The sequence below is a fragment of the Aromatoleum petrolei genome (assembly GCF_017894385.1).
GTDB lineage: Bacteria > Pseudomonadota > Gammaproteobacteria > Burkholderiales > Rhodocyclaceae > Aromatoleum > Aromatoleum petrolei.
The window spans coordinates 3,133,367-3,157,812 of sequence record NZ_CP059560.1; the positions used below are offsets into that span (position 1 = coordinate 3,133,367).

At 68.5% G+C, this 24,446-nt stretch carries 27 protein-coding genes; 6 read left to right on the forward strand and 21 right to left on the reverse strand.

What is annotated here, in order from left to right; translation table 11 throughout:
* Positions 1–84: 84 nt before the first annotated feature.
* Together ToN1_RS14280 and ToN1_RS14285 are read left to right on the forward strand one after the other, a co-directional pair.
* Entirely contained in the window at positions 85–996 is a 912-nt protein-coding gene (locus ToN1_RS14280; protein ID WP_169208587.1) for a response regulator, read from the forward strand.
* Positions 997–1,024: 28 nt separating this feature from the next.
* Positions 1,025–2,242 (forward strand): EAL domain-containing response regulator, encoded by a 1,218-nt coding sequence (locus ToN1_RS14285; RefSeq protein ID WP_211162271.1) that lies wholly within the window; start codon positions 1,025–1,027, stop codon positions 2,240–2,242.
* A 3-nt stretch (positions 2,243–2,245) separates the two neighbouring features.
* Here ToN1_RS14285 and ToN1_RS14290 read toward each other — a convergent pair whose 3' ends face one another.
* The 3 genes from ToN1_RS14290 to ToN1_RS14300 all read right to left on the reverse strand — a co-directional run bounded on the left by ToN1_RS14290 (position 2,246) and on the right by ToN1_RS14300 (position 5,583).
* The gene (locus ToN1_RS14290; protein WP_169208586.1) at positions 2,246–3,229 is read right to left on the reverse strand and encodes an alpha/beta hydrolase; all 984 of its coding nucleotides are present in this window, start codon (positions 3,227–3,229) and stop codon (positions 2,246–2,248) included.
* 119 nt (positions 3,230–3,348) lie between these two features.
* Positions 3,349–4,506, reverse strand: coding sequence for a DUF3108 domain-containing protein (locus ToN1_RS24905; protein WP_210147815.1), 1,158 nt, complete (start codon positions 4,504–4,506; stop codon positions 3,349–3,351).
* 117 nt (positions 4,507–4,623) lie between these two features.
* The gene (locus tag ToN1_RS14300; protein ID WP_169207676.1) at positions 4,624–5,583 is read right to left on the reverse strand and encodes a LysR family transcriptional regulator; all 960 of its coding nucleotides are present in this window, start codon (positions 5,581–5,583) and stop codon (positions 4,624–4,626) included.
* Positions 5,584–5,720: 137 nt separating this feature from the next.
* Here ToN1_RS14300 and ToN1_RS14305 point away from each other — a divergent pair, with 137 nt between their 5' ends.
* The gene (locus tag ToN1_RS14305) at positions 5,721–6,359 is read left to right on the forward strand and encodes an NAD(P)-dependent oxidoreductase (RefSeq protein WP_169207675.1); all 639 of its coding nucleotides are present in this window, start codon (positions 5,721–5,723) and stop codon (positions 6,357–6,359) included.
* On the opposite strand, the gene ToN1_RS14310 is transcribed toward ToN1_RS14305, so the two are convergent.
* The 7 genes from ToN1_RS14310 to ToN1_RS14340 form a co-directional block, all read right to left on the reverse strand.
* Complete coding sequence (locus tag ToN1_RS14310) at positions 6,353–8,176, reverse strand: ankyrin repeat domain-containing protein (protein ID WP_169207674.1); 1,824 nt, start codon at positions 8,174–8,176, stop codon at positions 6,353–6,355. The genes ToN1_RS14305 and ToN1_RS14310 overlap by 7 nt on opposite strands.
* Before the next feature lie 71 nt (positions 8,177–8,247).
* Complete coding sequence (locus tag ToN1_RS14315) at positions 8,248–8,514, reverse strand: MoaD/ThiS family protein (RefSeq protein WP_169207673.1); 267 nt, start codon at positions 8,512–8,514, stop codon at positions 8,248–8,250.
* Positions 8,515–8,593: 79 nt separating this feature from the next.
* Positions 8,594–9,715: a beta propeller repeat protein gene (locus ToN1_RS14320; protein ID WP_169207672.1), complete on the reverse strand. Its 1,122-nt coding sequence runs from the start codon at positions 9,713–9,715 to the stop codon at positions 8,594–8,596.
* 158 nt (positions 9,716–9,873) lie between these two features.
* Positions 9,874–10,158, reverse strand: a complete 285-nt coding sequence (locus tag ToN1_RS14325; protein WP_169207671.1) for a hypothetical protein — start codon at positions 10,156–10,158, stop codon at positions 9,874–9,876.
* Positions 10,159–10,396: 238 nt separating this feature from the next.
* Positions 10,397–11,173 carry a ferredoxin--NADP reductase gene (locus tag ToN1_RS14330; protein WP_169207670.1) on the reverse strand — a complete coding sequence of 259 codons (777 nt, stop codon included), beginning with the start codon at positions 11,171–11,173 and terminating at the stop codon, positions 10,397–10,399.
* 240 nt (positions 11,174–11,413) lie between these two features.
* A complete protein-coding gene (locus ToN1_RS14335; protein WP_169207669.1) occupies positions 11,414–11,851 on the reverse strand; it encodes a universal stress protein in 438 nt (145 codons plus the stop codon).
* A 22-nt stretch (positions 11,852–11,873) separates the two neighbouring features.
* A complete protein-coding gene (locus tag ToN1_RS14340; protein ID WP_169207668.1) occupies positions 11,874–12,620 on the reverse strand; it encodes a TerC family protein in 747 nt (248 codons plus the stop codon).
* A gap of 175 nt (positions 12,621–12,795) precedes the next feature.
* Here ToN1_RS14340 and ToN1_RS14345 point away from each other — a divergent pair, with 175 nt between their 5' ends.
* On the forward strand, positions 12,796–14,208 hold the full coding sequence (locus ToN1_RS14345; RefSeq protein ID WP_169207667.1) for an aminotransferase-like domain-containing protein: 1,413 nt from the start codon (positions 12,796–12,798) through the stop codon (positions 14,206–14,208).
* On the opposite strand, the gene ToN1_RS14350 is transcribed toward ToN1_RS14345, so the two are convergent.
* Positions 14,203–14,511, reverse strand: a complete 309-nt coding sequence (locus ToN1_RS14350) for a hypothetical protein (protein ID WP_169207666.1) — start codon at positions 14,509–14,511, stop codon at positions 14,203–14,205. The two genes, ToN1_RS14345 and ToN1_RS14350, sit on opposite strands and share 6 nt — an antisense overlap.
* A 2-nt stretch (positions 14,512–14,513) precedes the next feature.
* On the reverse strand, positions 14,514–15,119 hold the full coding sequence (locus tag ToN1_RS14355) for a cytochrome c oxidase subunit 3 family protein (protein WP_169207665.1): 606 nt from the start codon (positions 15,117–15,119) through the stop codon (positions 14,514–14,516).
* 241 nt (positions 15,120–15,360) lie between these two features.
* On the opposite strand from ToN1_RS14355, the gene ccoG reads away from it, so the two are divergent.
* On the forward strand, positions 15,361–16,746 hold the full coding sequence (gene ccoG, locus ToN1_RS14360) for a cytochrome c oxidase accessory protein CcoG (protein ID WP_169207664.1): 1,386 nt from the start codon (positions 15,361–15,363) through the stop codon (positions 16,744–16,746).
* A 72-nt stretch (positions 16,747–16,818) separates the two neighbouring features.
* Positions 16,819–17,136 (forward strand): DnaJ family domain-containing protein, encoded by a 318-nt coding sequence (locus ToN1_RS14365; protein ID WP_169207663.1) that lies wholly within the window; start codon positions 16,819–16,821, stop codon positions 17,134–17,136.
* 13 nt (positions 17,137–17,149) lie between these two features.
* Here the strand turns inward: ToN1_RS14365 and ToN1_RS14370 are convergent, their stop codons facing one another.
* The 9 genes from ToN1_RS14370 to ubiU all read right to left on the reverse strand — a co-directional run bounded on the left by ToN1_RS14370 (position 17,150) and on the right by ubiU (position 24,262).
* Complete coding sequence (locus ToN1_RS14370; RefSeq protein ID WP_169207662.1) at positions 17,150–17,947, reverse strand: ABC transporter permease; 798 nt, start codon at positions 17,945–17,947, stop codon at positions 17,150–17,152.
* A gap of 13 nt (positions 17,948–17,960) precedes the next feature.
* Positions 17,961–18,923: an ATP-binding cassette domain-containing protein gene (locus ToN1_RS14375; protein WP_210147816.1), complete on the reverse strand. Its 963-nt coding sequence runs from the start codon at positions 18,921–18,923 to the stop codon at positions 17,961–17,963.
* Positions 18,924–18,929: 6 nt separating this feature from the next.
* The gene (locus ToN1_RS14380; protein WP_169207661.1) at positions 18,930–19,541 is read right to left on the reverse strand and encodes a glutathione S-transferase; all 612 of its coding nucleotides are present in this window, start codon (positions 19,539–19,541) and stop codon (positions 18,930–18,932) included.
* A gap of 28 nt (positions 19,542–19,569) precedes the next feature.
* A complete protein-coding gene (locus ToN1_RS14385; protein WP_169207660.1) occupies positions 19,570–20,217 on the reverse strand; it encodes an alpha/beta hydrolase in 648 nt (215 codons plus the stop codon).
* Complete coding sequence (locus ToN1_RS14390; protein WP_169207659.1) at positions 20,214–20,534, reverse strand: (2Fe-2S) ferredoxin domain-containing protein; 321 nt, start codon at positions 20,532–20,534, stop codon at positions 20,214–20,216. The genes ToN1_RS14385 and ToN1_RS14390 overlap by 4 nt, the downstream gene beginning before the upstream one ends.
* 72 nt (positions 20,535–20,606) lie before the next feature.
* Positions 20,607–21,686 (reverse strand): VanZ family protein, encoded by a 1,080-nt coding sequence (locus ToN1_RS14395; RefSeq protein WP_169207658.1) that lies wholly within the window; start codon positions 21,684–21,686, stop codon positions 20,607–20,609.
* 128 nt (positions 21,687–21,814) lie between these two features.
* Positions 21,815–22,318: a ubiquinone anaerobic biosynthesis accessory factor UbiT gene (gene ubiT, locus ToN1_RS14400; RefSeq protein ID WP_169207657.1), complete on the reverse strand. Its 504-nt coding sequence runs from the start codon at positions 22,316–22,318 to the stop codon at positions 21,815–21,817.
* Between the two features lie 25 nt (positions 22,319–22,343).
* Positions 22,344–23,240: a U32 family peptidase gene (locus ToN1_RS14405; protein ID WP_169207656.1), complete on the reverse strand. Its 897-nt coding sequence runs from the start codon at positions 23,238–23,240 to the stop codon at positions 22,344–22,346.
* A gap of 8 nt (positions 23,241–23,248) precedes the next feature.
* Complete coding sequence (gene ubiU / locus ToN1_RS14410) at positions 23,249–24,262, reverse strand: ubiquinone anaerobic biosynthesis protein UbiU (protein WP_210147817.1); 1,014 nt, start codon at positions 24,260–24,262, stop codon at positions 23,249–23,251.
* Positions 24,263–24,446 lie beyond the last annotated feature (184 nt).

A 24,446-nucleotide genomic window follows, 5' to 3' on the forward strand; every position in this document is an offset into this window, starting at 1 on the left:
CTATGAGGTAAACTATACCTTTCGTCAGATGGGTCCATGTGTCCGTGCGTGTTCGAGCGGGACTGGGTGCGAGGGGAGGGCAGCTTGGCCGGAAATGAAGCGGGAGGGGAGGCCGCACGCGAGGTGGAGGGCGTCGGGCGGATCCTGGTCGTCGATGACGATCCGTTCATGCGCGAGCTGATGCGCGGGATGTTGCGCGAGCATCCCGCGCAGATTCGTGTCGCCCGCGACGTGACGGAAGCGCGTGCCGTGATCGGCACGTTCCGGCCACAGGTGATCTTTCTCGATGTCGCCCTGTCCGGGCCCCGTGACGGGCTTGAGCTGTGTGCCGAGCTGCGGTCCGGCGCGGACGCCTGGCGTTCGCTGGTGATCGTGATTTCCGCGCACGGTGCGCTTGCGGACATCGATGCTGCGCTGCGTGCCGGTGCCCACGGTTACCTGCTGAAGCCGTTCTCGGCGACCCAGGTCCGGGGGGTGCTTGATGCGGCCGAAGCGTGGCTGCTGGGGGCCGAACGCCCATTTCGCCATTACTGGCCATTCGATCGCCATCCTCCACTGGCGGTGATCATGCCGGGGGCCGCTGGAGCCGCGCTGCCGGCCGTCACGCAGGCCGCCGCGCGCAAAGGCCCGATCCTGGTCGCAGAAGACGATCCGGTGAACCGGAAAATCATCCTGAAGCAACTTTCGGTGCTCGGCTATCAGGCCGACGCCGTGGAGGATGGCGAGCGCGCGCTGGAGTTGTGGCGCGCGGGCGGCTACGCGATGCTGCTGACGGATCTGCACATGCCGCGCATGGACGGTTACGTGTTGGTGCAGACGATTCGTGCCGAGGAGCAGAAGGGCGGGCGGCCGCGTGCGCCGATCCTCGCGCTGAGCGGCACTGCGCCCGAGGGCGCTGAGCCGTACCGCGACGCGGGTATCGACGCATATCTGGGCAAACCGCTGCAGCTCGACGTGCTGCGGGATTCTTTGCAGCGCTGGCTTGCAAACAAATGAGCGGACGCCGGCACAAGAGGGCGAGTGAATGCGGGTGAAAACGCTGATCGTCGACGACGATCCCATTTTGTGCAGGCTCCTGGCGAGCCAGTTGGCTGCGCTGGATGTGGGCGACGTGCGCAGTCACGTACGGGGGCGCGAAGCGCTGGTACAGGTTGCCCGCGGTGAAGCGGAGGTCGGGCTGATCTTCGCCGATCTGAGGATGCCTGAGCTCGACGGCATCGAGTTCGTGCGCGAACTCGCCCGTTTCGGCTACCGCGGCAGCCTCATCCTGATGAGTGGCGAGGATCCCCGCATCCTGCATTCCGCCGAACGCTTGGCGCGCGCGCACGGGTTGCGGGTGCTCGGCTCGCTCAGCAAGCCCACGACCCCGGCAGGGCTGCGTGCGGTGCTCGACCGGCACGTGTCGGGGATGGCAGCGTCGCAGGCGTCGTTCCGCACCTTCTATAGCGAGGAATTGCGCCGGGCGATTGCGGCTGGGGCGCTCGTGAATCACTACCAGCCGACGGTGTCGCTCACGACCGGTGCCGTGGTCGGCGTCGAAAGCCTCGTGCGCTGGAACCATCCGGAGCGGGGGCTGGTGTATCCCGACGAGTTCGTGCCGCTCGCCGAGCAGAGCGGACTGATCGATGAGCTTACGCAGGCCGTTCTCCGCACCGCACTGGACGACGCGCGACGCTGGTTCGACGCGGGATACGCGCTGCAGATCGCGGTGAACGTGTCGATGGACAACCTCGTCGCGCTCGATTTTCCCGAAATGGTCATGGAGGAACTCGCTGCCTCCGGCGTGCCGCCGGAGCGCCTCGTCCTGGAGGTCACCGAGAGTCGACTCATGCAGAATTCCGTCGTGGTGCTCGACATCCTCGCGCGCCTGCGGCTCCGGCGCATCACGCTGTCGATCGATGATTTCGGCACCGGCCACTCGTCGCTCGTCCAGCTGCGCGATCTTCCCTTCAACGAACTCAAGATCGACCGCGGCTTCGTCCATGGCGCGTGCGAGGACGAAGGTTTGCGGGCGATCGTCGAGGCAAACCAGCGCCTGGCGCGCAGCCTCGGCTTGCGCACGGTCGCGGAAGGCGTCGAAACCCGTGCCGAATGGGAGCTGCTGCGCTCGTGCGGCTGCGACTTTGCGCAGGGCTGGTTCGTTTCGTCGCCGATGCCCGGGCACGAGTTGCCCGAGTGGTTCGAGGACTGGGAGATACGGCGGCCCCGTCTGCTGGAGCCGCTCGCGGAGGCGGTGGATTAGGGCTCAGCCGCTCGGCAGGGTCAGGATGCTCGACTTGCGGAACTCGTCGCTGGGGAACACCCGTCCGCTCAGCATGGTGTTGAAGATGTGGTCGAAGACCACGCCCGGTTCGCCCTTCTTGTCGCCGGAGCGGAAGTAGGAATGGCCCTTGGGCGGGTCGTAGCGGGTGTTCACGTCGTCGCAGTCGATCGCGAAAACGTTCTTCGGCGTGCGGTCCATGTCTTCCGGGCCGGTGTGGCCGAGGCGGCGCGAGGCTTCGGCGTTGCGCAGGTTGGAGACCTTGCTCGCGCGCAGCGCGAGGTCGTCGGAGGCGTAATACACGACGACGTTGCGCGAGGCGTGGCAGATCAGTTCGCCCGGTTCGCCACGGTGCAGCGATTCATTGACGATGTCGGCGGCGACCAGGAAAGTGTTGCGGAACAGCAGCGGCAGGCCCTGCGGCTGGTCGTAGCGGCGCCAGTTGGCGAGGGTCTGGCGCAGCACGCGGTTGCCCATCGAGTGCGCCAGGACGTTGATGCGCTTGAGGCAGGGGTCGTCCTCGGGGTTGTATTCGGTGGAGGCGCGCCATTCCATGAATTTCTGGAACATGCGCGCGAGCGCGAAGGCGCTCTGGTCGGCGGCCTTCTGGTCGTCCCAGTAGTCCTTGACAATGCCCAGGTCGTTGTCGCACGGCCAGATCACCGGCACGACCAGCACCTCGCCGGCCTTCTTCTTGTTGCACAGGCTCTGGAATTCCTCGACGTTCTTGAACACCGCCTCGGGGAGGTTCGAGAAGCCGTGGATGTAGAGCAGCACCTGGCGGTACTTCGACTCCTTGATCGCGCTGAGCAGGGCCTTGCTGCCGATCTCCTCGTAGCTGTCCTTCTTCTTGCGCCGGCAGCAGTAGAAGGCGCGGCTGGAGGCATTGTTGCCGAGGTCGAAGACGAAATTCGGGTTCAGCTCGGGTTCGGTGTTGTGGGTCGGCATTCTGCTGGTGATGAACAGCATGGCATGTCCTCCGCGTCGGGGTGGCATGCCGGTTCAGGCATTCTGCGGAGCCTCGCCCGGCATGCATTGATGGTAGGCGAGGATCATGCGAAAGCAAGGCGGCGCGGGCCGCCCGCCGATCAGCGTGCTGAGGACGGCAGGACTTCGCGGCTGACCATCACCTCGGTCGCGACGAGGTAGTAGACGACGCCCTTCGCGTCGATGGTGCGGATCAGGATCGGCAGGCCGAAGTGCTCGGTTGCGAGCCATACGTCCGTCATCTCGCGTGCGCTGCCGTAGCGTGCACGGACGTGGCGTGCACGCCAGCCCTGGCCGAAGGGCAGGTGCACGGTCTCATCGCCGATCGTTTCCAGCTGGAAGTTGCGCAGCGCGCCGCCCGCGGTCACGGGCAGCGAGCCGCCGGCCGTGGCGCCGGGGTAGCCGAGTTGGTAGAGCAGCGACAGGATGTCCTGCGCGTTGTCGGGCAGGGTGTCCGTGGCGCCGGCGCTGCGGAATTCGCTGGCCTTGCGGTCGAGTTCGGCAAGGACTTCGCCGGGGCGCCCGTCCTCGCGTTCGGTGAAGCGTTCGGGGCGCAGGCCCGCCGCGGTGATCCGGCCCGTGCTTTCGCGCAGCTTGCGTCCCGGGCGGAACAACGGGATCGTCGCCACGGCGGTCGGTTCCACGAGTTCGGAGATGCGGTAGCTGTCGTCGTCGGCAATTTCCCACTGGTGCGTCGCCTTGCCCATGGGAAGCTGCTTCTCGCCCATCAGCGCCAGGTAGGCGATGCGACCGGCACGCGGCAAGGCCTGTCCGCCGCTGCCGGCGACCGCTATGGTTTCGGCCGGAAGCGCCAGCTCCTCGGCAGCGGGCGAGGCGCTGGGCTGTTCCGCGGTGTCCGCCGCGGCTTCGGGGACCGCTTCGACCAGCGCCTCGGGGGGCGGCTCAGGCTCGGGAGCGGGTGGCGGTTCGGCCGCGGGGGCGGGTTCCGGCGCAGGCGGCGCCACGGGGGCGGGCTGGTCGATGGGCAGGTCGGCGATGCTCGCCTGCGCCGTCTTCGGTTCCCCGGGGGGGCGCGGCTTCTTTCTCACCGGCGGCGGCGCGGGGGGCGGCGATTCGCTCACCGCGATCTGCGGTGCGCTGCGCACCAGCGTCACGTCGAGGCGTTGCAGCTCGGGCAGGGGCTGCAGATCGACCTGCGGGCCGATCAGCACGGCGAGATGCAGCGCGAGGGACAGCGCGATGCCCAGCAGCAGGGGGCGCGACAGCAGGGGAGAAGGGGCAGGCGTCGGTGGGGTCATTGATCGCTGCCCGGTACGGCCGCGAGTCGGATGACGAGCGCATTGAAACGGCGGGCGGCCGCAATTCTAGCGCGACTTCGCTCGGGCTTGGCCACGACCTCGCGGGACGTTGTGTGACTACCCGGGCGTGGCAGCAGATTTCGTCGGCGCAAGCGTGCCGAAGCATTGCTCGATGCGCTGCTGCAGCCGGTGGCGGTAGAAGTCCACGAACTGCCGCGCGTGCGCGGGCTGGTGCCGGCCCGGCGCATAGACGGCGTACAGGCCGCCGCCGGGCGGCGTCCAGTCGGGCAGCACCCGTACGAGGCGGCCGCTGTCGATCGCCGGCCGGGCGCTGAACTGGTCGAGCGCCGAGATCCCCGCGCCGCCTTCGAGCAGGGCGCGCAGCGCGGCGGCCGAGTCGGCGCGCAGGTGGCCGCGGGTGCGCACGCTGCAGCTTTCCCCGTCGACATGCGTGAAGCTCCAGGTCAGCGGCGTCGGCAGCAGGCTCAGCGCGATCCATTCGTGCCGCGCAAGCTCTTCGGGATGGAGCGGCTGTCCGGCGCGCGCCAGGTAGTCGGGCGAGGCGACGATGTACTGGGCGAAATCCGAGAGCTTGAGCGCGCGCATCGACGAGTCGCGCAGCCAGCCCATGCGGAAGCTCACGTCGAGGCCTTCCTCGACGAGATCGACGACCTGGTCGCTGGTGCGCAGTTCGATGTGCAGTCGCGGATGTCGGGCGGCGAACTCGGCGACGACCCGGCCGAGCGCCTGCACGGCGTGATCGACGGTGCAGCCGATGCGCAGCGTGCCGTTCAGCTCCGCCGACGGGCTGCCGAGTTGCGCGAGGGCGTCCTCGATGCCGCGCAGTCGCGGCACGCATTCGGCGTACAGGGTGTGGCCGGCCTCGGTGAGCGCGACGCGGCGCGTGGTGCGGCTGAGCAGGCTGATCCCGAGCTGCGTCTCGAGGCGGCCGATCTCGATGCTGACCTTGGCCTTGGCGATGCCCAGGCGATCGGCCGCGGCGGTGAAGCCGCCGGCTTCGGCGACGGCGGCGAAGATCAGCAATCCGTTGAGGTCGATGCGGTCGGCGATGCCCATGGGAGGTCTTCTTTGTCGGTTAAATGAAAACAGTGAATTCTGGACTGGACTGTTTTTGAAAACAATCCGCAGTGTGAAGATGGCGCCGCTGCAGACAGCGACCCATCCATCCATATTGCTTGAATCAGGTGACATCCATGAACATCGCTCTCATCGGCGCATCCGGTTACGTCGGCTCGGCCCTGCTGAAGGAAGCGCTCGCGCGCGGCCACCGCGTCACGGCCATCGTCTCCAATCCCGCGAAGCTGGTGGTGCAGGCCGGGCTCGAAACGGTGAAGGCCGACGTGCTCGACGGCGCGGCGCTCGCATCCCGGCTGCAGGGCCACGACGCCGTCGTGAGCGCCTTCAGCGGCCACGCGCAGGCGGACGTGCGTGGCTACTACGTGCAGGGCATGCGCGCGATCATCGCCGCGGCCAAGCAGGCGCGCGTGCCTCGCCTGCTGGTGGTCGGCGGGGCGGGCAGTCTCGAGGTGGCGCCGGGCGTGCAGCTCGTCGATACGCCCGAGTTCCCGGCGCAGTGGAAGGGCACGGCCGAAGGCGCGCGCGATGCGCTGCAGCTGCTGCGCGCCGAGCCGGAGCTCGAGTGGACGATGCTGAGCCCCGCGGCCCATCTGGAGCCGGGCGAGCGCACGGGCCGCTTCCGCCTGGGCTCCGACCAGCTGCTCGTCGACGCGCAGGGGGCGAGCCGCATCTCGCTCGCGGACTACGCGGTGGTGATGATCGACGAGCTGGAACGCCCCGCGCACGCGCGGCGGCGCTTCACGGTCGCTTACTGATCGCCCGCGGCACGCACGGGCGGGGCGCCCAGGGTGCGCAACACGCGGTTGTAGCCGCCTTTTGCGGCCAGGCTGGCAGCGCTTTCGCCGTCCTCGTTGAGGGCGCGTGCATCGACGCCCCGCGCGAGCAGCGCGCGCACGTAGTCGTCATTGCCGACCTGCGCGGCGACCATCAGCGCGGTCCAGCCGTTCCTCGTCGTCGCATTGACGTCGGCGCCGCGCTCCAGCAGCAGGGGCAGCACGTCGTTCCGGCTGCCGGCGGCGCGAATCAATGGCGTCGAGCCGGACTCGCTGCGTGCGTCGAGTGCCGCGCCGGCGTCGAGCAGCCGCCGCGCGATCGCAGCCTGCGTGCTGCCGTGGCCGCCCGCCGCCGCCATCAGCGCGGTTTCGCCGCGTCCGTTGCGTGCGCCGAGGGTGGCGCCCTTGGCGAGCAGGGCATCGACGAGCGCCGCGTGGCCGCCCGCGGCGGCAAGCATCAGCGCCGTCTGGCCCTCGATGCCGCTGCGGTCGCCGCTTGCGGCATTCACATCAGCGCCCCGCTCGATCAGGTACAGGGCCAGCTCGGGTGCGGGCTTGTGCAGCGCGAGCAGCAGCGGCGTGGGCTGCCAGTCCGACATCGAGCGCGTGCGAGCTTCGAGTTGCGCCCCCTTGTCGAGCAGGAGCTGCACGAGTTCGAGCTGGCGCTCGAGACCCTCGCCCTCCTGGCGGCTCGCATACACCGTTCGGTGCAGCGGCAGCCAGCCGTCCGCCTTGTCGGGATTGGGGTTGGCGCCGCGCGCGAGCAGTTCGCGCACGGCGTCGAGTTGCAGCGCGCCTGCCGCAAGGCCCAGTGCGGTGTCGCGGCCGTCTTCGCTGAAATCGACCTCGGCGCCCAGGTCGAGCAGGCGCTTCATCACCGCCAAATCGGTGTCGGCCGCGGCCACCATCGCGCGGTTGATCGCCGTGTGCGAGGGCTTTTGCGCGAGCAGCAGCTCCAGCACCTCGGCGCGGCCGGCACCGGCGGCCCACGGCAGGGCGCGATCCACGTCCGCGCCGGCCTTCACCAGCTGCTGCGCGAGCGCGAGGTGGCCCTCGCCGGCGGCTCGCATCAGCGCGGTGACGTCGCCCGCATCGACGCTGTCGACCGGCATGCCGGCGCGCAGGTACAGGGCGACCGCGTCGGCGTCGTTCTTCCCGGCGAGTTCGACGAAGGTGGCGGGATCCCACGCGAGGCCCATCTGGCTGATGCGCACGCGCACCTTGTCGGGGGTGTCGACGACCAGCGAATAGGCCCACAGGCCGAAGAGCGCTGCCGCGACGAGCGCGACGGCCGCCTGCAGCGGCCGCTGGCGCAGCAGGCGAGAGAGGGTGTGGCGCCAGCCCGGCGCGAGAATGCGGATGAGCTCGGTGAGGTCGCGGTCGAAGCTGGTGTTGCGGATCTCGAAGGCGTTGCGCTGTGCGAGCGGCGCCAGCCCGCCGGGCAGGTCCTGCGCACGCGGCATCTCGGCGTCCTCCAGCAGCACCGGAATCACGCGCAGGCCGCGCTTGAGTGCGCTGACGATCTCGGTGCGGACGAAATCCTTGTCGTCGGCGAGGCGCCAGTGCCCCGCGTCGTCGGTCGCGGTGAGCCACTGCTTGCCGATCAGCACCAGCAGCACGTCGGATTGCTCGATCCTGTGGCGGATCGCCTCGACGAAATCCTCGCCGGCGGGGATCGCCTCGACGTCACGGAACACGCGCTCGCGGCCGAAGTGTTCGACGAGACGGTCGAAGATGCGGCCGGCGTCGCCGCTGCAGTCGTCGCGCCGGTAGCTGATGAAGATCGCAGGATTCGCCATCGCTTCGCCCCCGTCTGCTCCGGTCGGGGTGGCGGCCCGATGCGACCGGGATGTGCCCGACAGTATGCAGCCTAGCCGCCGCTGAGTGCGCCGACAACGACGAGTTCGTCGCCGTCGGCGAGCGCGCACGACAGCGCGAGGGCGGGCTCGCGGTTGATGAAGAAGCGCACGTGCGGACGGATCGCGCCGTGTTCGTCGACGACGCGAAAGCGCAGGCCGGGATGGCGGCGGTCGAGCTCGTCGAGCACCTTGCCCAGCGTCGTCCCGTTTGCGACGAGCTGCGACTGGCCACCGGTGTAGCTGTAGAGCTGACCGGGGACGACGACGCGGACGGTCACTGTACGACCCTCCTGTCGCTGCGCTCCATCCTTCCCAAGGGAGGAAGCGCGCCCCCTTCGGGCGGCCGTGCGGGGGCGCTCATGGCGCAGGCGTGGCGAACTCGACGGAGAAGATCTCCGGCAGGTGCTCGGCGAGGGGGAGCCAGGTGTCGCCCTCGTCGTGGCTGCCCCACAGCTCGCCGCTGGTGGTGCCGAAATACAGGCCGAGCGGGTGGCCGGTGTCGGCGCAGAAGGCCTGGCGCTTCACCGTCCACCATGCGTGGCCGCGCGGCAGGCCGTTGTCCTGGCGCTCCCAGCTCTCGCCGCCGTCGCGGCTGCGATACACGGCGGGCTTGCCGCCGGGCGAGGTGCGCGGCCAGTTCTCGTTGCCGTCCATCGGGAACACCCACAGGGTGTCGGGGTCGCGCGGGTGCAGCACGATGGGGAAGCCGATGTCGCCGACCTCCGCCGGCATCGCGCGGCCGACGCGCTGCCAGCGGTCGCCGGGACGGTCGAGCCGGTAGATGCCGCAGTGGTTCTGCTGGTACAGGCGGTCGGGCTTGAGCGGGTGCAGCGCGACGCGGTGCGGGTCGTGGCCCACGTCGGCATCGGGATCGGGCAGGAAGTCGGCGGCGATGCCGCGGTTGAGTGCCCGCCAGTGCACGCCGGCGTCGGCGGTCTCGAAAGTGCCGCCGGAGGACAGCGACACGTACATGTGGCGCGCGTCGCGCGGGTCGATGCAGATCGAGTGGAGTGGCGGGCCGCCGGGAATCGGGCCGATGACCTCGCGCAGGTTGGGCAGGAGCTCGTGATTGAAGCCTGGCACTTCCTGCCAGGTCTCGCCGCCGTCCCCCGAGCGGAACAGCCCCGGCGGCACCGTGCCGGCGTACCACACGCCCGGCTCGGAGGCGTGGCCCGGGGCGAGCCAGAAGACGACGTCCACGCTCGCCGCCTTGGGGTCGGCGGACGGGGCGAAGGCGGGAGGTTTGGCGGCCTCCTGCCAGTGTTCGCCGAGGTCGGTCGAACGGAACACCGTCGGGCCGAGATGCCCGGGGCGGGTGCCCAGCAGCAGCGTCCTGTGGTCGCGCGGGTCGAGCACCATGTGGTGCACCGCCGAGCCGAGGAAATGCGGGCCGGTGAGGCGCCACTCGCGCCGCCCGGCGTCGCTGTGCAGGAGGAACGCACCCTTGCGCGTTCCGATCAGCAATACGATCTGGTCCATGCGCTCGCCCTCCTCAGATTTTTCAGGATAGTCGCTATGGAGGGCGAAACAAGCATTCCGGCGTCAGCCGGTTCCAGCTTGCCGGCACTGTGCGGGTGCGCCACCAAGGAAAAGCCGGCCCTGGGGCCGGCTGTCGCCGGGGGCGGGGGCGTGCCTCCTTACTTGGCGGCCTTCATGTCGGCCTGGCACTTCTTCATGAAGGAGTTCTTCGCCGCGCCGGCGAGCGGCTTGCCGTTCTTGTCGAGGGCCTTCGCCGAACATTCGGCATTCACGGCATCGGCGTGGCATTTTTTCATGAAGGACGACTTGGCGGCGCCGACGAGCGGTTTGCCGTTCTTGTCGACGGCCTTCGATTCGCACATCGAATCGGCGGCAGGAGCCTGCGCGAAGGCTGTACCGGCGACGAACAGGCTGGCGAGAACGGCGGTGATCAAGCGGGACATGCGGGTATCTCCTTGTGATCCGGGTGTTCCGCGCGGCACGTCATGTGTCCTGCCGCCGAGGTGGTCCGGAGGGGTTTGTCGAGAACTGCGGTCATGCACCTGCGTGCAGGAATATAACGCGCGATTACCCGATGCGGGTGACATTGATCGCCCATGCGCTGTGTGCGGGGGGATGCGCCAGCGCAAAAGGAAAAGGGCGCCGCGGCGCCCTTTCGACGGTGTTGCAGGTGTCGAAGCCTTATTTTTCGACGAATGCGTGCTCGATGACGTAGTCGCCGGGCTCGCCGATGCGCTTGGACATCTTGAAGCCGCGGCGATCCAGCAGTTCGCGCGAGCTCTTGAGCATCGCCGCGCTGCCGCAGATCATCACCCGATCCACCGTCGGGTCGAGCGGGGGCAGGCCGATGTCCTCGAACAGCTTGCCGCTCTCGATCAGGTCGGTGAAGCGGCCCTGGTTGCGGAAGGGTTCGCGCGTCACGGTCGGGTAGTAGATCAGCTTCTCGCTCACCGCCTCGCCGAGGAATTCGTGATGCGGCAGTTCGTGCATGATGTAGTGCTCGTAGGCGACCTCGCTGACGTAGCGTACACCATGGATCAGGATGACCTTTTCGAAGCGGTCATAGACGTCGAGGTCGCGGATCACGCTCATGAAGGGCGCGAGGCCGGTACCAGTCGAGAACAGGTACAGGTGCTTGCCGGGCAGCAGGTCGTGCAGCACCAGGGTGCCCGTCGGCTTGCGCGAAACGAGGATGTCGTCGTCGGGCTGGACCTTCTGCAGGCGCGAAGTGAGCGGACCGTCGGGCACCTTGATGCTGAAGAATTCGAGGTTCTCCTCGTAATTCGCGCTGGCGATCGAGTACGCGCGCATCAGCGGGCGGCCGTCGACTTCCAGACCGATCATCACGAACTGGCCGTTCTCGTAGCGCAGCGCACGGTCGCGCGTCGTGGTGAAGGAGAACAGCGTGTCGTTCCAGTGGTGCACGCTGACGATCTTTTCAGTGACGAATGCTGCCATGTCCGCTCTTTCAGTTCCGGATTGTGAAGGCGGAATTTTACCGCTCCGCAGCATCGTGCAGGGCTATATCAGCTAGCCAATAAGTTATATGCAGGACGATGCGGGCCGGAGATTAACAAGACTTAATGTTCGGCCTCCGAATGTGACATCCGGGCGGCAGGGGTTGGCGGCATCGAAGCCGTTACCCCACGCCCGGCACCCTCTGAGCGGATCACCCAGCGGGCGAAGTGGTCAGGCTGCTCAGCGTGGAGGGGCGGGCTTCACGAGGGTGACGGGCACCGTGGAACGTTCCAGCACCGCTTGGGCGACCGAGCCGAGCAGCGCCTGCATCAACGCGCCGCGGCCGTGCGTGCCCATGACGATCTTGTCGAAGCGGTGCTCGGTCGCGTAGCGGACGATGGTGTCGGCGACATGGCCGACCGCAATGTGGTGCGTGTAGGGGACTCCGGCTGCGTCGAGCGCCGCCCGCGCGGTCGCGAGCGCCGCGAGGCCTTCCTCGCGGTGCCAGGTCTCGAGGTCGTCGTGGCTGACGAAACTGCGGGCGTGGCCGTCGATGGGAACCTGCACGTTGAGCAAGTGCAGATCCAGTTCGCCGCTCAGCGCGCGCAGCTTCATCAGGTGGTCGAGCACGCGGTTGGCGTTCTCCGAGCCGTCGAGGGGGACGAGCACCTTGAGCATCACGATCTCCTTGTCAGTACGATCAGTGGCGGCGGGCGCGGTTGTCGCCGGTTTCTTCGACGGCGAGTTCAACGAGCGGTGCCGCTGCGCCCGCCTGGCGCTTCGCGAGCCACGCGCCCACGGCGACGACGAGCAGCGCGCCCGCGATCGAGGTCACGTAGTGCAGCCAGCCGGGCAAGCCTTCCACATAGGGTTTCACGACCACGTCGCCGACCAGCATGCCACCGGCGATCCAGCCGAGCAACGCGGCCCCCAGCGTGATCACGACCGGGAAGCGGTCCATCAGCTTCAGCACGAACTTGCTGCCCCACACGATGATCGGGATGCTGACGACGATGCCGAAGATGACGAGGGTGAGATCGCCCTTTGCCGCGCCGGCGACGGCGATCACATTGTCCAGGCTCATCACGGCGTCGGCGACGACGATGGTCCTGATCGCACCGAGCAAATGCGTCGAACCGTCGATGTTGCCGTGGGCGTCGTCCTCTTCCGGCTGCATCAGCTTCACGCCGATCCACAACAGCAGCAGCGCGCCGACGACCTTCAGGAAAGGCAGCGCCAGCAACTGCAGCGCGAAGAAGATCAGCACGATGCGCAGCGCGATCGCACCGAGCACACCCCATGCGATGCCCTTGTTGCGCTGGTGCTCGGGCAGCCTGCGGCACGCGAGCGCGATCACGACGGCGTTGTCGCCACCGAGCAGGATGTCGATCGCGATGATCTGCAGCACCGACACCCAGAAGGTGCCGGTCGTCAGGGTTTCGAGCACTGCTCGTTCTCCTCTTGGTAGCGCGGATGGTGGGGCTGAAGGCGGCCATTGTCGCCAAGAACGGCATCGCGCGACAGGGGCAGTCGCCGGAGCGACCCCAGGGACGATACGGCGGCGCCCTTTCGGTCCGCTTTCGGCGCCTGCCGCGCCGCCTGGCCCTGCTAACATCGCGCTCATGAGCCGCTACCAGGATCTCGCCGAGCAGACGGAAAGACTCATCGCCGATGGCGTGCTGCGCGCCGGCGATCGCCTGCCCTCGGTGCGCCAGGCCTGCCGCACGCACAAGGTCAGCCCGATCACCGTCACGCAGGCCTACTACCTGCTGGAAGGGCGCGGCCTGATCGAGGCGCGACCGAAGTCCGGCTACTTCGTGCGCGCGCGCCTCGGCCGCGGCCTGCCCGAGCCGGACATGACGCGCCCGCTCGGCGGCTCGACGCAGCTCGAGGTGAGCGACTTCATCTTCCAGATCCTCGACAGCGTGCGCGATCCGGGCATCGTGCCGCTGGGCTCGAGCTTTCCCAGCGCCTACCTGTATCCGCTCGACAAGCTCGGGCGCTTCCTCGCGAACGCCGCGCGCCGCCTCGATCCGCTCGCGACCGTGACCGACCTGCCGCCGGGCAACGAGGAGCTGCGCCGGCAGCTCGCGTTGCGCTACCTCGCTCAGGGCGCGCCAGTGTCGCCGCAGGAGATCGTGATCACCTCGGGCGCGATGGAGGCGCTCAACCTGTGCCTGCAGGCGGTCACTCGCCCGGGCGATCTCATCGCGATCGAGTCGCCGACCTTCTATGCCGGGCTGCAGGCGAGCGAGCGGCTGGGGCTGAAGGTCATCGAGATCCCGAGCCACCCGCGCGAGGGCGTGAGCCTGCCGGCGCTGGAGGACGCGCTGCGCCACCATCCGGTGAAGGCCTGTCTCTTCATGCTGAACTTCGCCAACCCGACCGGCAGCCTCGTGCCGGACGAGCGCCGCAAGGCGCTGGTCGAGCTGCTGCGTCGCTTCGAGGTGCCGCTGGTCGAGGACGACGTCTATGCCGAGCTGTACTTCGGCCGGCAGGCGCCGCTATGCACCAAGGCGCTGGACGCGGACGGCCTGGTGATGCACGTGTCCTCGTTCTCGAAATGCCTCGCGCCCGGCTACCGTGTCGGCTGGGTCGCGGCGGGACGCTACGCCGACCGCATCCAGCGCCTGAAGCTCGCCACCAGCCTCGCGACCACGGTGCCGGTGCAGATCGCGCTGGCGGACTACCTGAAGCTGGGCGGCTACGAGAACCACCTGCGACAATTGCGGCGGCGGCTCGCGGAACAGGAGAGCGTGCTGATCGCCTCGATCGAGCGCCATTTCCCGGCCGGCACTCGGCTCGCGCGGCCGCAGGGGGGCTATTTCGTGTGGCTGGAACTGCCGCGCCAGGTCGACACCCTGCTGCTGCACCAGCAGGCCCTCGCGCACGGTATCAGCATCGCACCGGGGCCGATCTTCTCCGCGAAGCGCGAATTCGGCCACTGCCTGCGGCTCAACTTCGGCCATCCGGACTCGGAGCGCCAGCAGGCGGCGATGGCGACGCTCGGCCAGCTCCTCGCGCGCCAGTTATAGCGTCGCCCAGCGCGCGAACTCGCGGCCGAAGAAGGCGATCAGCACCAGCGCGAGCGGCGCGAAGGCGACGAAGCCCTTCAGCACGCGGCGGATGAAGGGGTGGGCGAGCTCGGCCTCGATGAAGCGCTGCGCAACCAGCATGCCCTTCGCCCACACGATGGCGGCGACCACCACCGGTAGCCACGCCGCGCCGTGGAACCACTGTCCCAGGCCGAGGCTCAGCAACGTCAGGGCGACGAGGATCAGCCAGGCCGCGGTCAGCGGGGCCAGTGCGGTGGCGGGTTTTTGCTCGCTCGGGCTCATCGTTATGCCAGCACGTAGAAGAAGGGGAAGAGGACCAGCCAGATGATGTCGGTGGCGTGCCAGTAGCTCGCCAGCGCCTCCAGCCCGCTGTGCTCCTCGGCCGAATACGCGCCGGCGACGTGGCGCGCGAGCACCCACAACATGCCGAGGATGCCCCAGCTCGCATGCACCAGGTGGTTGATCGTCAGGTAGTAATAGACGGTGAAGAAGATGCCCGATTCGCCGTCGATGCCGTGCGCGATGTTCCAGCGGATCTCGAGGAATTTCGCGACCGGATAGCCCAGCGCCACGACAAGCCCCGCGACGAGCCACCCCAGCGAGCGCCGGGTCTGGCCCGCGCGCATCGTCACGACCGAGGCGGCGATGAAGAAGCTGCTCGTCACCATCAGCAGCGTGATCACGGTGCCGGAGATGCGCGACAGGCGTTCCGAACCGTGCTCGAAGGCTTCGGGAAAATGCGCGCGGGCGACGAAATAGACGATGAAGAGCACCGCGAACTCGACGAATTCGCAGGTGATGCCCACCCAGATGCCGCTGTTGCCGGGGACCCGCCCCGTCGGTGCTGCCTCCTGCCGAGGCGGGGGGGCGGGGATTGCGATCGTCGTCATGGCTTTGTGCCCATTATGAACTGTCATCATTCTTGCCCGATCCGCCTCCCGATCACAGGCACAGCCGATTGGATTTCCGATCGGCACAGATCGGATCGGCTGTTCGCCGCAAGTCCGCATCTGTTCCTGTCGGAATTTTGATTTTCTGGAACTGTTCCTGTCGACCGCGCGGTGATGTACTCGCCTCCGGCGTCGATCAGGGGAATTGTCTCCCCCGCGCCGCATCCGGAGGAAGGCAGGAATGGGCAAGTCCGTCAGCAAAGTGCGTGAGGCGAAGCTGGAGCTGTACCGCAAGAAGGGGAAGATCCATGCGCGGGCCGTCGCGGGCCGCTTCAACACCTTGCGCTGGGCCATGGTGTGGCTCACGCAGATCGTCTTCTACGGCGGCTGCTGGCTCACGTGGGAAGGCAGCGGCGTCGCGCGACAGGCGGTGCTCTTCGACATCGAGCACGAGAAGTTCCACCTCTTCGGCCTCGTGCTGTGGCCGCAGGACGCGCTGTTGCTCGCCCTGGCGCTGATCCTCGCGGCGTCCGCGCTGTTCCTCGTCACCGCGCTCGCGGGGCGCCTGTTCTGCGGCTTCGCCTGCCCGCAGACGGTGTATACGTCGATCTTCACGTGGATCGAGGCGAAGGTCGAGGGCGACCACCTCGACCGCCTGAAGCTCGACCAGGGGCCGATGAGCGTGCGCAAGCTGATCCTCAAGGGCGCGAAGCACGGCCTGTGGCTGCTGATCGCGGCGTGGACGGCGATCACCTTCGTCGGCTACTTCACGCCCATCCGCGAGCTGCTGCCGGCCGTCGCCACTGCGGGCACCGGCCCGTGGGAGAGCTTCTGGCTCATCTTCTACGGCCTGTTCACCTACGTGCAGGCAGGCTTCGCGCGCGAGGCCGTGTGCCAGCACATGTGCCCCTACTCGCGCTTCCAGGGCGTGATGTTCGACCGCAGCACCGCAACCGTCAGCTACGACTTCCGGCGCGGCGAGCCGCGGCAGGCGCGCGGCGGGCTCGGCGGGGGAGACTGCATCGACTGCGGCATCTGCGTGGAGGTGTGCCCGACCGGCGTCGACATCCGCGACGGCCTGCAGCTCGGTTGCATCAACTGCGGCCTGTGCATCGACGCCTGCGACACGGTGATGACGCGCGTCGGCAAGCCCGTCGGCCTGATCCGCTTCGCGTCCGAACGGGAACTCGCAGGAACTCCGTCCGCCGCGCGCGGCGCACGCCCACGCCTCGCCGCGTATGGGGGCCTGCTGCTGGCGGTCGTCGCGCTCGGCGCGTGGGCGCTGGGCCAGCGCTCGCTTTTGCAGGTCGACGTGCTGCGCGACCGCGGCGCCTTGCTGCGCGAGACCCCCGCCGGGCGGATCGAGAACGCCTACACCTTGAAGCTGAAGAACCTCGACGACGCGCCGCGCGAGTTCGTCGTCGACGTCAGCGGCGTGCCGGGCATCGAGGTCGTCGGCGAACGCGCCTTCGCGGTCGCGGCGGGCAGCGTGCGTCCGGTGTCGCTCACCCTGTCCGCGCCCGGCGATACGCCGCTCTCGGGCGTGCGGCCGATCACCTTCCGCATCGCGGCGGCGCATGACGCGGCGCGCAATGTGCGGGAACCGAGCAGCTTCATCCTGCCCTGAGCCTGCGCCCGGTTCGGCTATGATCGTAGGAAGCGCCCGCCGCGCGGCGGGCACGACAACCGGGCGGTCACCGTGTCCTCGATCTTCGATATCCTCGCCGAGCAGCGCATCGCCGACGCCCTCAAGCGCGGCGAGTTCGACTACCTGCCGGGGGCGGGCAGGCCGCTCGTGTTCGAAGACGAGCCCTTCCAGTCACCCGAGCAGCGCATGGCCAACCGCATCCTGAAGAACGCCGGTTTCGTGCCGCAGGAGGTGCTGCTGCGGCGCGAGATCGCGAGCTTGCGCAAGGCGCTCGCGAGCGACGATGGGGCCGACGAAGCCGAAAAGGCGCACCTGCGACGTCGACTCGGCATGCTGGTCGTGACGCTGGGCTCGTTGCTGCGCCGCTGATGCGGCCGGCGCGTCAGCCGAGCAGACGCCGCCGCGTGAGTCCCAGCGCGACCCAGAAGCCGGCGACGCCGTAGGCCATGAGCACTGCCAGGTGCAGCAGGATGTCGTCGGGCAGTTTTCCCAGCAGCAGCGGGCGCGCGAGCTCGACCGCATGCGCAAGCGGCAGCAGCGAGGCGGCGAACTGCACCGCCGCAGGGAGCTGGTCGGCGGGGAAGAACACACCCGAGAGCAGCGTCATTGGCGTGATGAAGAGGGTGAAGTAGTACATGAAGAAGTCGTAGCTCGGCGCGACCGACGTCATCACCAGACCGAGCGCGCCGAAGCTCAGCCCGATGAGGAAGATCAGCGGCAGCAGCCACAACACGTAGCGGCTGTCGACGAGGCCGAACACCGCGATCACGCCGAGGATCGCGACGCCCGACAGCAGCGCCTTGGAGGCCGCCCACACCAGCTCGGCGAACACGATGTCGTCGAGCTCCACCGGCGCGTTCATGATCGCGTCCCAGGTCCTCTGCACGTGCATGCGCGAGAAGGACGAGTACAGCACCTCGAAGGATGCGCTGTTCATCGTCGACGAGCACACCATGCCGGCGGCGAGAAAGCTGATGTAGGACACGCCGCCGATCTCGGGCACCAGCATGCCGATGCCGAAGCCGAGGCCGAAGAGGTAGATCATCGGGTCGGCGAGGTTGCCCAGCACCGAGGGCAGCGCGAGCTTGCGCCACACGAGGAAGTTGCGCTGCCACACCGGCACGAAGCGGCGCGACAGGCGCGGGGTGCGGAAGGTCGAGCGGAGCGGGTTGGTGGCCATCGGAGCGGTCTTGTCAGTCGCGCAGGTCGCGGCCGGTGAGCTTGAGGAACACGTCCTCGAGGTTTGCCGGCCGGCGCAGGTAGCGCAGGCCGGACTGTTCCGCGAGGTGGGCCATCAGCGGCGCCGCATCATCAAGGTAGCAAAAGGCGGTCTCGCCGCTCACCTCGTAGCGGCGCGCGAATGCGCCCGCGTGCGTCTCGGCCCAGGCTTGCGCGCCGCTCGTGCCGTTGCGCGCGGCGCCGTTCCAGTCGCCATACACTTCGACGACTTGCGCCTCGATCTGTGCTGCGATCACGTCACGCGGGCTGCCTTCGGTGAGGATGCGCCCGGCGTCGAGGATCGCCAGGCGGTCGGCGAGGCGCTCGGCCTCGTCCATGAAGTGCGTCGTCAGCAGCACCGTCGTGCCGTTGCGGATCAGCTGCTTGAGGCGCTCCCAGATCAGGTGGCGGGCCTGCGGATCGAGGCCCGTCGTCGGCTCGTCGAGGATCAGCAGATCGGGGCGGTTCACGAGCGCGCGTGCGAGCGTCAGGCGCCGTTTCATGCCGCCCGACAGCGACTGGATGCGTGCGTCGCGCTTGCTTTCCAGGCCGGCGAAGGCGAGCAGCTCCGGGATGCGCGCGGTGATCGTCGCGTCGTCGAGGCCGAAGTAGCGGCCATAGACGAGCAGGTTCTCGGCGCAGGTGAAGTCCGGGTCGAGGTTGTCCTGCTGCGACACGACGCCGACGCGCATGCGCGCCTCGCGCGCGCGCTCGGGCACAGGCAGGCCGGCGAGGAGGATCTCGCCGCTCGAGGGGCGGGTGAGGCCCAGCGCGCAGCGCAGCGTCGTGGTCTTGCCCGCGCCGTTGGGGCCCAGCAGCGTGAAGCACTCGCCCGCGCGCAAGCGGAGGTCGATGCCCGCGACGACCTCGTTGTCGCCGTAGCGCTTGCGCAGGCCGCGGATCTCCAGCGGGCTCGCGAGCTCGAGGTCGCGGATCACAGGCGCTCAGCCGACGGGCGGCTTCGTCGTGGTGAAGCTCGGGCGCGCGAACATGCGTCGCGCGAGTGCGGCGAGCGAGGGGTGCTCGCGGCGCCATTCGTGCTGCGGGAAGCGCAGGTCGAGGTAGCCGAGCGCGACGGCGACGGCGATGTCGCCGAGGCTCATCGCGTTGCCGTACATCCAGTCGCGTCCGCTTGCCCGTGCTTCGAGCGCATCCAGCGCACGGTCGACCTTGTCGATCTGGCGGTCGATTTCCGGTTCGCTGCGCAGGCCTTCGGGGCGACGCGACTCCAGCAGCGCGGTCACGGCGGCGTCGGTCACGCCGTCGGCGAGCGCCTCGATCTGGCGCACGCGCACGCGCTCGAGCGGATCGGCCGGCAGCAGCTTCGGCGCGCCGTCGAGCGTCTCGAGGTAGCCCGCGATCACCGGCGAATCGAAGAAGATCTCGCCCGCGTCGGTCTCCAGCGCCGGCACCTTGCCGAGCGGGTTCACGCTCGGCACGCGCGTGTTCGCCTCCCACGGCGAGTCGACGATCAGCTCACAGGGCAGCGATTTTTCCGCAAGGATCACGCGGACCTTGCGTGCGTAGGGGCTGGTCAGGGAGGCGAAGAGCTTCATGGCATTCTCCGGAGTATTGGCGCGCCGCTCACAGCGGCGCCCAGGTGCGCAGGATGATGTCGCGGATGAGGGTGAGGCGGGCGTGGAAGAAGTGGTCCGCGCCGGGCACGACGACGACGGGCAGGTTCTGCGGTCGGGCCCAGTCAAGCACGTTGGCGAGCGGGACGGTGTCGTCCTCCTCGCCGTGAATCACTAGCGTGTCCTTCGGCACCGGGCCGGTGGTGTAGCTGCGCGCGCCGCTCACGTCGCCGGCGGCGGTGCCGACGAGCACGATGCGGTGGGCGGGCGTCATGCCGTCGGCGAGCCGCGCGGCGACGCGCGTCTGCACGTGGGCGCCGAAGGAGAAGCCGCCCAGCGCCAGCGGCAGCGTGCCCCAGCGCGACTGCATCCACGCGATCACCGAGAGCATGTCCTCGGTCTCGGCATTGCCGTGGTCGTGCGCGCCCTCGCTCTTGCCGACGCCGCGGAAGTTCGGGCGCACCACCGCGTAGCCCAGCTCGCGCAGCGTGCGCGCGAGCGTGTGCACGATCTTGTTGGTGTTGGTGCCGCCGAAAAGCGGATGCGGGTGGCACACCAGCGCGATGCCGCGCACCGTGTCGGGGGTGTCGATCAGCGCGTCGATCGCGCCGTCGCGTCCGCGCAGCAGGACGCTCTCGGGAGCCTGCGGGCGGGTCATGGATTGTCGGAAAGGCGCAGGCGCTCGACGATGCGGCCGTGCACGAGATGCTCGTTGATGATCTCGTCGACGTCGTCCTTGTCGATGTAGGTGTACCAGACGTTGTCCGGATACACGACCAGTACCGGGCCCTCATCGCAGCGGTCGAGGCAGCCGGCCTTATTGATGCGGATCTTGCCGCGGCCCTTGAGCCCCAGCTCGGCGATGCGGTCCTTGGCGTAGGTCTGCATCGCCGTCGCCTTGTGGTCATTGCAGCAGGTGTTGCCGGGTTCTCGCTGGTTGCAGCAGAAGAACACGTGGTGCTTGAAATAGCTCATCAGGGACTCCGGGAGGTGGCGAAGGCGGCGCCGGGCCGCTCCGCAATGCGAGCGATTATAGCCGCGGGCCGCTCAATGCCGCGTGAGATGCTCCCCGCGCCACAGGCCGACCGCCGACAGGTAGGCGAGCGCGAGGAAGGGCCACAGGTTGGCGCTGAGTTCGGTGAGCCCGTGGAAGTTGAGGAAGTTGCCCTGGCCGAGCATGCGGTGGCCCACCTCGAAGTACGGGTTCTCGGGCAGCAGGTTGGTGAGGCTGGTGGCTGCCAGCAGCGCGACGCCGGCCAGTGCATGCTGCAGCACGCTCGCGAGCAGCAGCGTCGCCGCGAGCAGGGGCAGGCCCAGCAGCAGGCCCTGGCGCGTGCCCGGCGTGAGCCACAGCAGTGCTTCGCCAGGGAGGTAGAAGGATGCCGTTGCGACCGATTTGGCGCCGATGCCCAGCAGCAGGAGCAGCGCGATCGGCCACGGCGAGGCGCTGCGCATCATGCAGCGTGCGAACAGGCCCACGCCGAGGGTCGTGACTGCGACCTGCACGGTTTCGAGCAGGATGTAACGCTCCGGCTCGAAACGGAGCGGCGTGGGCAGGCCCAGCAGCTGGCGCAGGTCGCCACTACCGAAGAGCACGCGGTCGGGAGTGAACTGCGCGAGCAGCCACAGGCCCAGCAGGATCAGCCCGAAGTCGCCGATGTGCCCCGGAATGATGCATGCCGAGCGCCAGCGGTGGAGCCAGCCGCTCTGGTCGAACAGCGGATGGCCCCAGCGTGCGCCGGCCAGTGCCCCGATGAGGGCGCCGGTGATGTTGCAGGCGAGATCGACGTTCGACGGCACGCGCGTGGGGAGGAAGTTCTGCGTCACTTCCATGGCGAAGGACAGCAGCGCGGCGACCAGCGTCGAAATCGCGACGCCCGCGCCGCGCCCGAGTCGTTGCGGCAGGGCCGGCGCGAGGACGAAGCCGAAGGGGAGGAAGCCGAGCACGTTGAGGACGATGTCGGCGCTGCGGTAGTACTTGGGCCAGGGGGCGGCGAGGAAGTCCAGTAGCGGCAGGCCGGTCGGCCGCCAGCCGGTCAGCGGATGCAGGCAGGCGTAGACGATCAGCAGTCCGTAGGCGACGGCGATATGGCGCGGCAGGGATGAAACGGCACGCGCATGGGGCATCGGCGGACTGGGGGCTGGAGTCGAGGAGCCTCGATTCTAGCGCGGATGTCGGGCGGATGAGCCCGGCCGGGAAGCAGCCTTGTGGGAGCGGCTGAAGCCGCTCCCACAGGATTGTGTGTGCAGACTGCTCAGTGCACGCCGAGCGATTGCTGCGAGCGGTTGCGCGTGAGCGGGTTCAGGCGGCGCAGCACGCTGGAGGGGGCGTATTCCGCGTGGAGCGCGTCCCAGTCGACGGCGTCGAGCGTGTTCTTCACCAGCAGGCCGAGGTCGGTTGCGCCTTCCATCAGCAGGCGGCGGCCGAAGAACAGCGTGTCGGGGTCTTCCTCGCGCAGCGCCAGCGCGATGTAGTCGCGTACGTTGGCGGTCAGCGTGAGGTCGGGCTCGCCGCCGCTCGCCAGCGGCACGAAGCCGCGCGGGCCGAGGGTGAAGTCGAGCGTCAGGCCGGCGTCGCGCACGCGCATGCGCAGGTGGCGGCCGGTCAGCGGCTCGAGGTCTTCGCGCGACAGCACGCGGCCGAGCGCGAGGTTGAGCGCGGTGGTCAGCGCGAGGGTCGGCGGGCGCTGCGGCAGGTACGACGCGATGCGCGCCAGCGGCGCGGGAAGCGTGAAGGCCGGGATGCGGAAGCTGCTCATCGGATGTGACTCCAGGAAAACGAAATCAGGCGGAGACGTACTGTTCGACGCCGGGCCGGCCGTGCCAGAAGCCATTGCACGGCGCTTCGACCATCAGCGCCTTGCTCTGGTCGAAGGCGCCCTGCGGCGAGAGCTTGCCGGCGATCGCGTCGCGGAAGAGTTCGAGCACGCGCACGGTGTCGTCGCCTTGCGGGCTCACACGCAGTACCTGCGCCGTCTCGCGCAGCTTGGGCAGGTCGCCGAGCAGGTTGTGCACCCGCGCCGACTGCGTCTGCACGCCGTTGAGTGTCAGGAAGGGCTCGCCTTCGCGGGTGCGCAGCACCAGGCCGTCCTTCATGCCCAGGCATTTGAACTCGCAGGTGTCCTTCTGCAGGTTGAAGTGGCGGGCGGTGAAGCAGCGCGCCGAGTGCGCGAGCGGCAGGCGACCCCACGCGAGGACTTCGGTCTCGATCGCGGGGGCGCCGGAGGCGAGCAGTTCGGCGAGCACGGCGCCCGACATCTCGGGTGGCGCCATCCAGCGCGTCGCGCCCGCTTCGGCCATCATCGACAGCGTGTGCGGATTGAAGACGTTGAGCGTCGGGCCGGCGATCCAGTCGCGGCGGCCGGCCTTGGTCAGCAGCTGCACGGCCGACATGTCGTTGGCTTCGACGCGGAACTCGTCCTGCGCGACGATGCGGCGCAGGGCCTTGAGGTCGGATTCGGACTCGATCAGCGACTGCGAGGACAGCACGGCTTCCTTGCCGGCAGCCTTGAGCATGGTCGCGACTTCGAGCCAGTCTTCGGCGCGCAGTTCGTGGCGGCGCGAGCACACCGTCTCGCCGACATACACGATGTCGGCAGGGCTTTGCGCGATCTGCGCGTAGAATTCGAGTGTTTCCTGGCGCGACCAGTAGTAGAGCAGGGGACCCAGAGCGATTTTCATGGTGGTGTTCACTTCCACGGCCGGTAGTACGCGCCGAGCGTATGGCTGCGGCCTTCGGAAACCTTGTCGAGCTCGGCGATCCACGCCGGCTGCACAGCGAAGCTGTCCGCATCACGCATGACCTTGTCGATCGCCTCGCGCCATACGCGCGTGACCTGCGCGACGTAGGCGGGGCTGCGCTGGCGGCCTTCGATCTTGATCGCGCGCACGCCGGCGCGGGCGAGCTCGGGTAGCAGTTCCAGCGTGTTGAGGCTGGTCGGCTCCTCGATCGCGTAGTAGGTCTCGCCGTTCACGTCGAAGCGGCCCTTGCACAGCGTCGGGTAGCCGGCGCGCTCGCCGTCGTCGAAGCGGTCGATGAGGATGCCGTTCAGCCGCGTTTCCATGCCCTTGGGCGTCTGCTCCCAGCGCACGTGCTTGCCCGGCGAACAGGCGCCGTTGCAGTTGGGCGATTCGCCGGTGGCGTAGGCCGACAGCGCGCAGCGGCCTTCCACCATCACGCACAGGCCGCCGAAGCCGAATACTTCGATCTCTACCTGGGTGTTGGCGATGACGTGCTGGACCTGCGGCAGCGACAGCACGCGCGGCAGTACCGCGCGCTGGATGCCGAAGCGTTCGGCGTAGAAGTTGATCGCCTCGTAGGTGGTGGCGGAGCCCTGCACGGACAGGTGCAGGCGCAGCTGCGGATGCTTCTTCTGCGCGTAGGCCATCAGGCCGGGGTCGGCGACGATGATCGCGTCGATGCCGAGGTCGGCGGCGCGGTCCACCGCGGCGGTCCAGCCGGACCAGTTGCCGGCCTGCGGATAGGTATTGAGGGCGACGAGGACCTTGCGCTTGCGGTCGTGGGCGTAGCGCACGCCCTCGGTCATCGCCTTGGCGTCGAAGTTCAGGCCGGTGAAGTTGCGGGCGTTGGTCGCGTCCTTGAAGCCGAGGTAGACGCAGTCGGCTCCATGGTCGACGGCCGTCTTCAGCGCCGGCAGGCTACCTGCCGGGCAGACGAGTTCGATTTTCGTATTGGAGGTCATGGCGGGGGCTGGGGAAAAAAGCTCCGCAACCATAGTGCGGCAGCGTGCGGCCCGCGTTGACGGGAATCAAGGGGTGTGCGGTCGGCGCGACAAATGGCCGCGGCTGCCGTTTGCCTGCAGCCGTTCGGGCTGAACCTGTCGAAGGGCAATTCGGAGGGCTTCGACAGGCTCGGCCCGAACGGTA

Coding starts and splice junctions, on each gene's coding strand:
- ToN1_RS14285 (WP_211162271.1), top strand. CDS start 1,025: ATGCGGGTGAAAACGCTGATCGTCGACGACGATCCCATTTTGTGCAGG.
- ToN1_RS14290 (WP_169208586.1), bottom strand. CDS start 3,229: ATGCTGTTCATCACCAGCAGAATGCCGACCCACAACACCGAACCCGAG.
- ToN1_RS24905 (WP_210147815.1), bottom strand. CDS start 4,506: ATGACCCCACCGACGCCTGCCCCTTCTCCCCTGCTGTCGCGCCCCCTG.
- ToN1_RS14300 (WP_169207676.1), bottom strand. CDS start 5,583: ATGGGCATCGCCGACCGCATCGACCTCAACGGATTGCTGATCTTCGCC.
- ToN1_RS14305 (WP_169207675.1), top strand. CDS start 5,721: ATGAACATCGCTCTCATCGGCGCATCCGGTTACGTCGGCTCGGCCCTG.
- ToN1_RS14310 (WP_169207674.1), bottom strand. CDS start 8,176: ATGGCGAATCCTGCGATCTTCATCAGCTACCGGCGCGACGACTGCAGC.
- ToN1_RS14320 (WP_169207672.1), bottom strand. CDS start 9,715: ATGGACCAGATCGTATTGCTGATCGGAACGCGCAAGGGTGCGTTCCTC.
- ToN1_RS14325 (WP_169207671.1), bottom strand. CDS start 10,158: ATGTCCCGCTTGATCACCGCCGTTCTCGCCAGCCTGTTCGTCGCCGGT.
- ToN1_RS14330 (WP_169207670.1), bottom strand. CDS start 11,173: ATGGCAGCATTCGTCACTGAAAAGATCGTCAGCGTGCACCACTGGAAC.
- ToN1_RS14335 (WP_169207669.1), bottom strand. CDS start 11,851: ATGCTCAAGGTGCTCGTCCCCCTCGACGGCTCGGAGAACGCCAACCGC.
- ToN1_RS14345 (WP_169207667.1), top strand. CDS start 12,796: ATGAGCCGCTACCAGGATCTCGCCGAGCAGACGGAAAGACTCATCGCC.
- ToN1_RS14350 (WP_169207666.1), bottom strand. CDS start 14,511: ATGAGCCCGAGCGAGCAAAAACCCGCCACCGCACTGGCCCCGCTGACC.
- ToN1_RS14355 (WP_169207665.1), bottom strand. CDS start 15,119: ATGACGACGATCGCAATCCCCGCCCCCCCGCCTCGGCAGGAGGCAGCA.
- ccoG (WP_169207664.1), top strand. CDS start 15,361: ATGGGCAAGTCCGTCAGCAAAGTGCGTGAGGCGAAGCTGGAGCTGTAC.
- ToN1_RS14370 (WP_169207662.1), bottom strand. CDS start 17,947: ATGGCCACCAACCCGCTCCGCTCGACCTTCCGCACCCCGCGCCTGTCG.
- ToN1_RS14380 (WP_169207661.1), bottom strand. CDS start 19,541: ATGAAGCTCTTCGCCTCCCTGACCAGCCCCTACGCACGCAAGGTCCGC.
- ToN1_RS14385 (WP_169207660.1), bottom strand. CDS start 20,217: ATGACCCGCCCGCAGGCTCCCGAGAGCGTCCTGCTGCGCGGACGCGAC.
- ToN1_RS14390 (WP_169207659.1), bottom strand. CDS start 20,534: ATGAGCTATTTCAAGCACCACGTGTTCTTCTGCTGCAACCAGCGAGAA.
- ToN1_RS14395 (WP_169207658.1), bottom strand. CDS start 21,686: ATGCCCCATGCGCGTGCCGTTTCATCCCTGCCGCGCCATATCGCCGTC.
- ubiT (WP_169207657.1), bottom strand. CDS start 22,318: ATGAGCAGCTTCCGCATCCCGGCCTTCACGCTTCCCGCGCCGCTGGCG.
- ToN1_RS14405 (WP_169207656.1), bottom strand. CDS start 23,240: ATGAAAATCGCTCTGGGTCCCCTGCTCTACTACTGGTCGCGCCAGGAA.
- ubiU (WP_210147817.1), bottom strand. CDS start 24,262: ATGACCTCCAATACGAAAATCGAACTCGTCTGCCCGGCAGGTAGCCTG.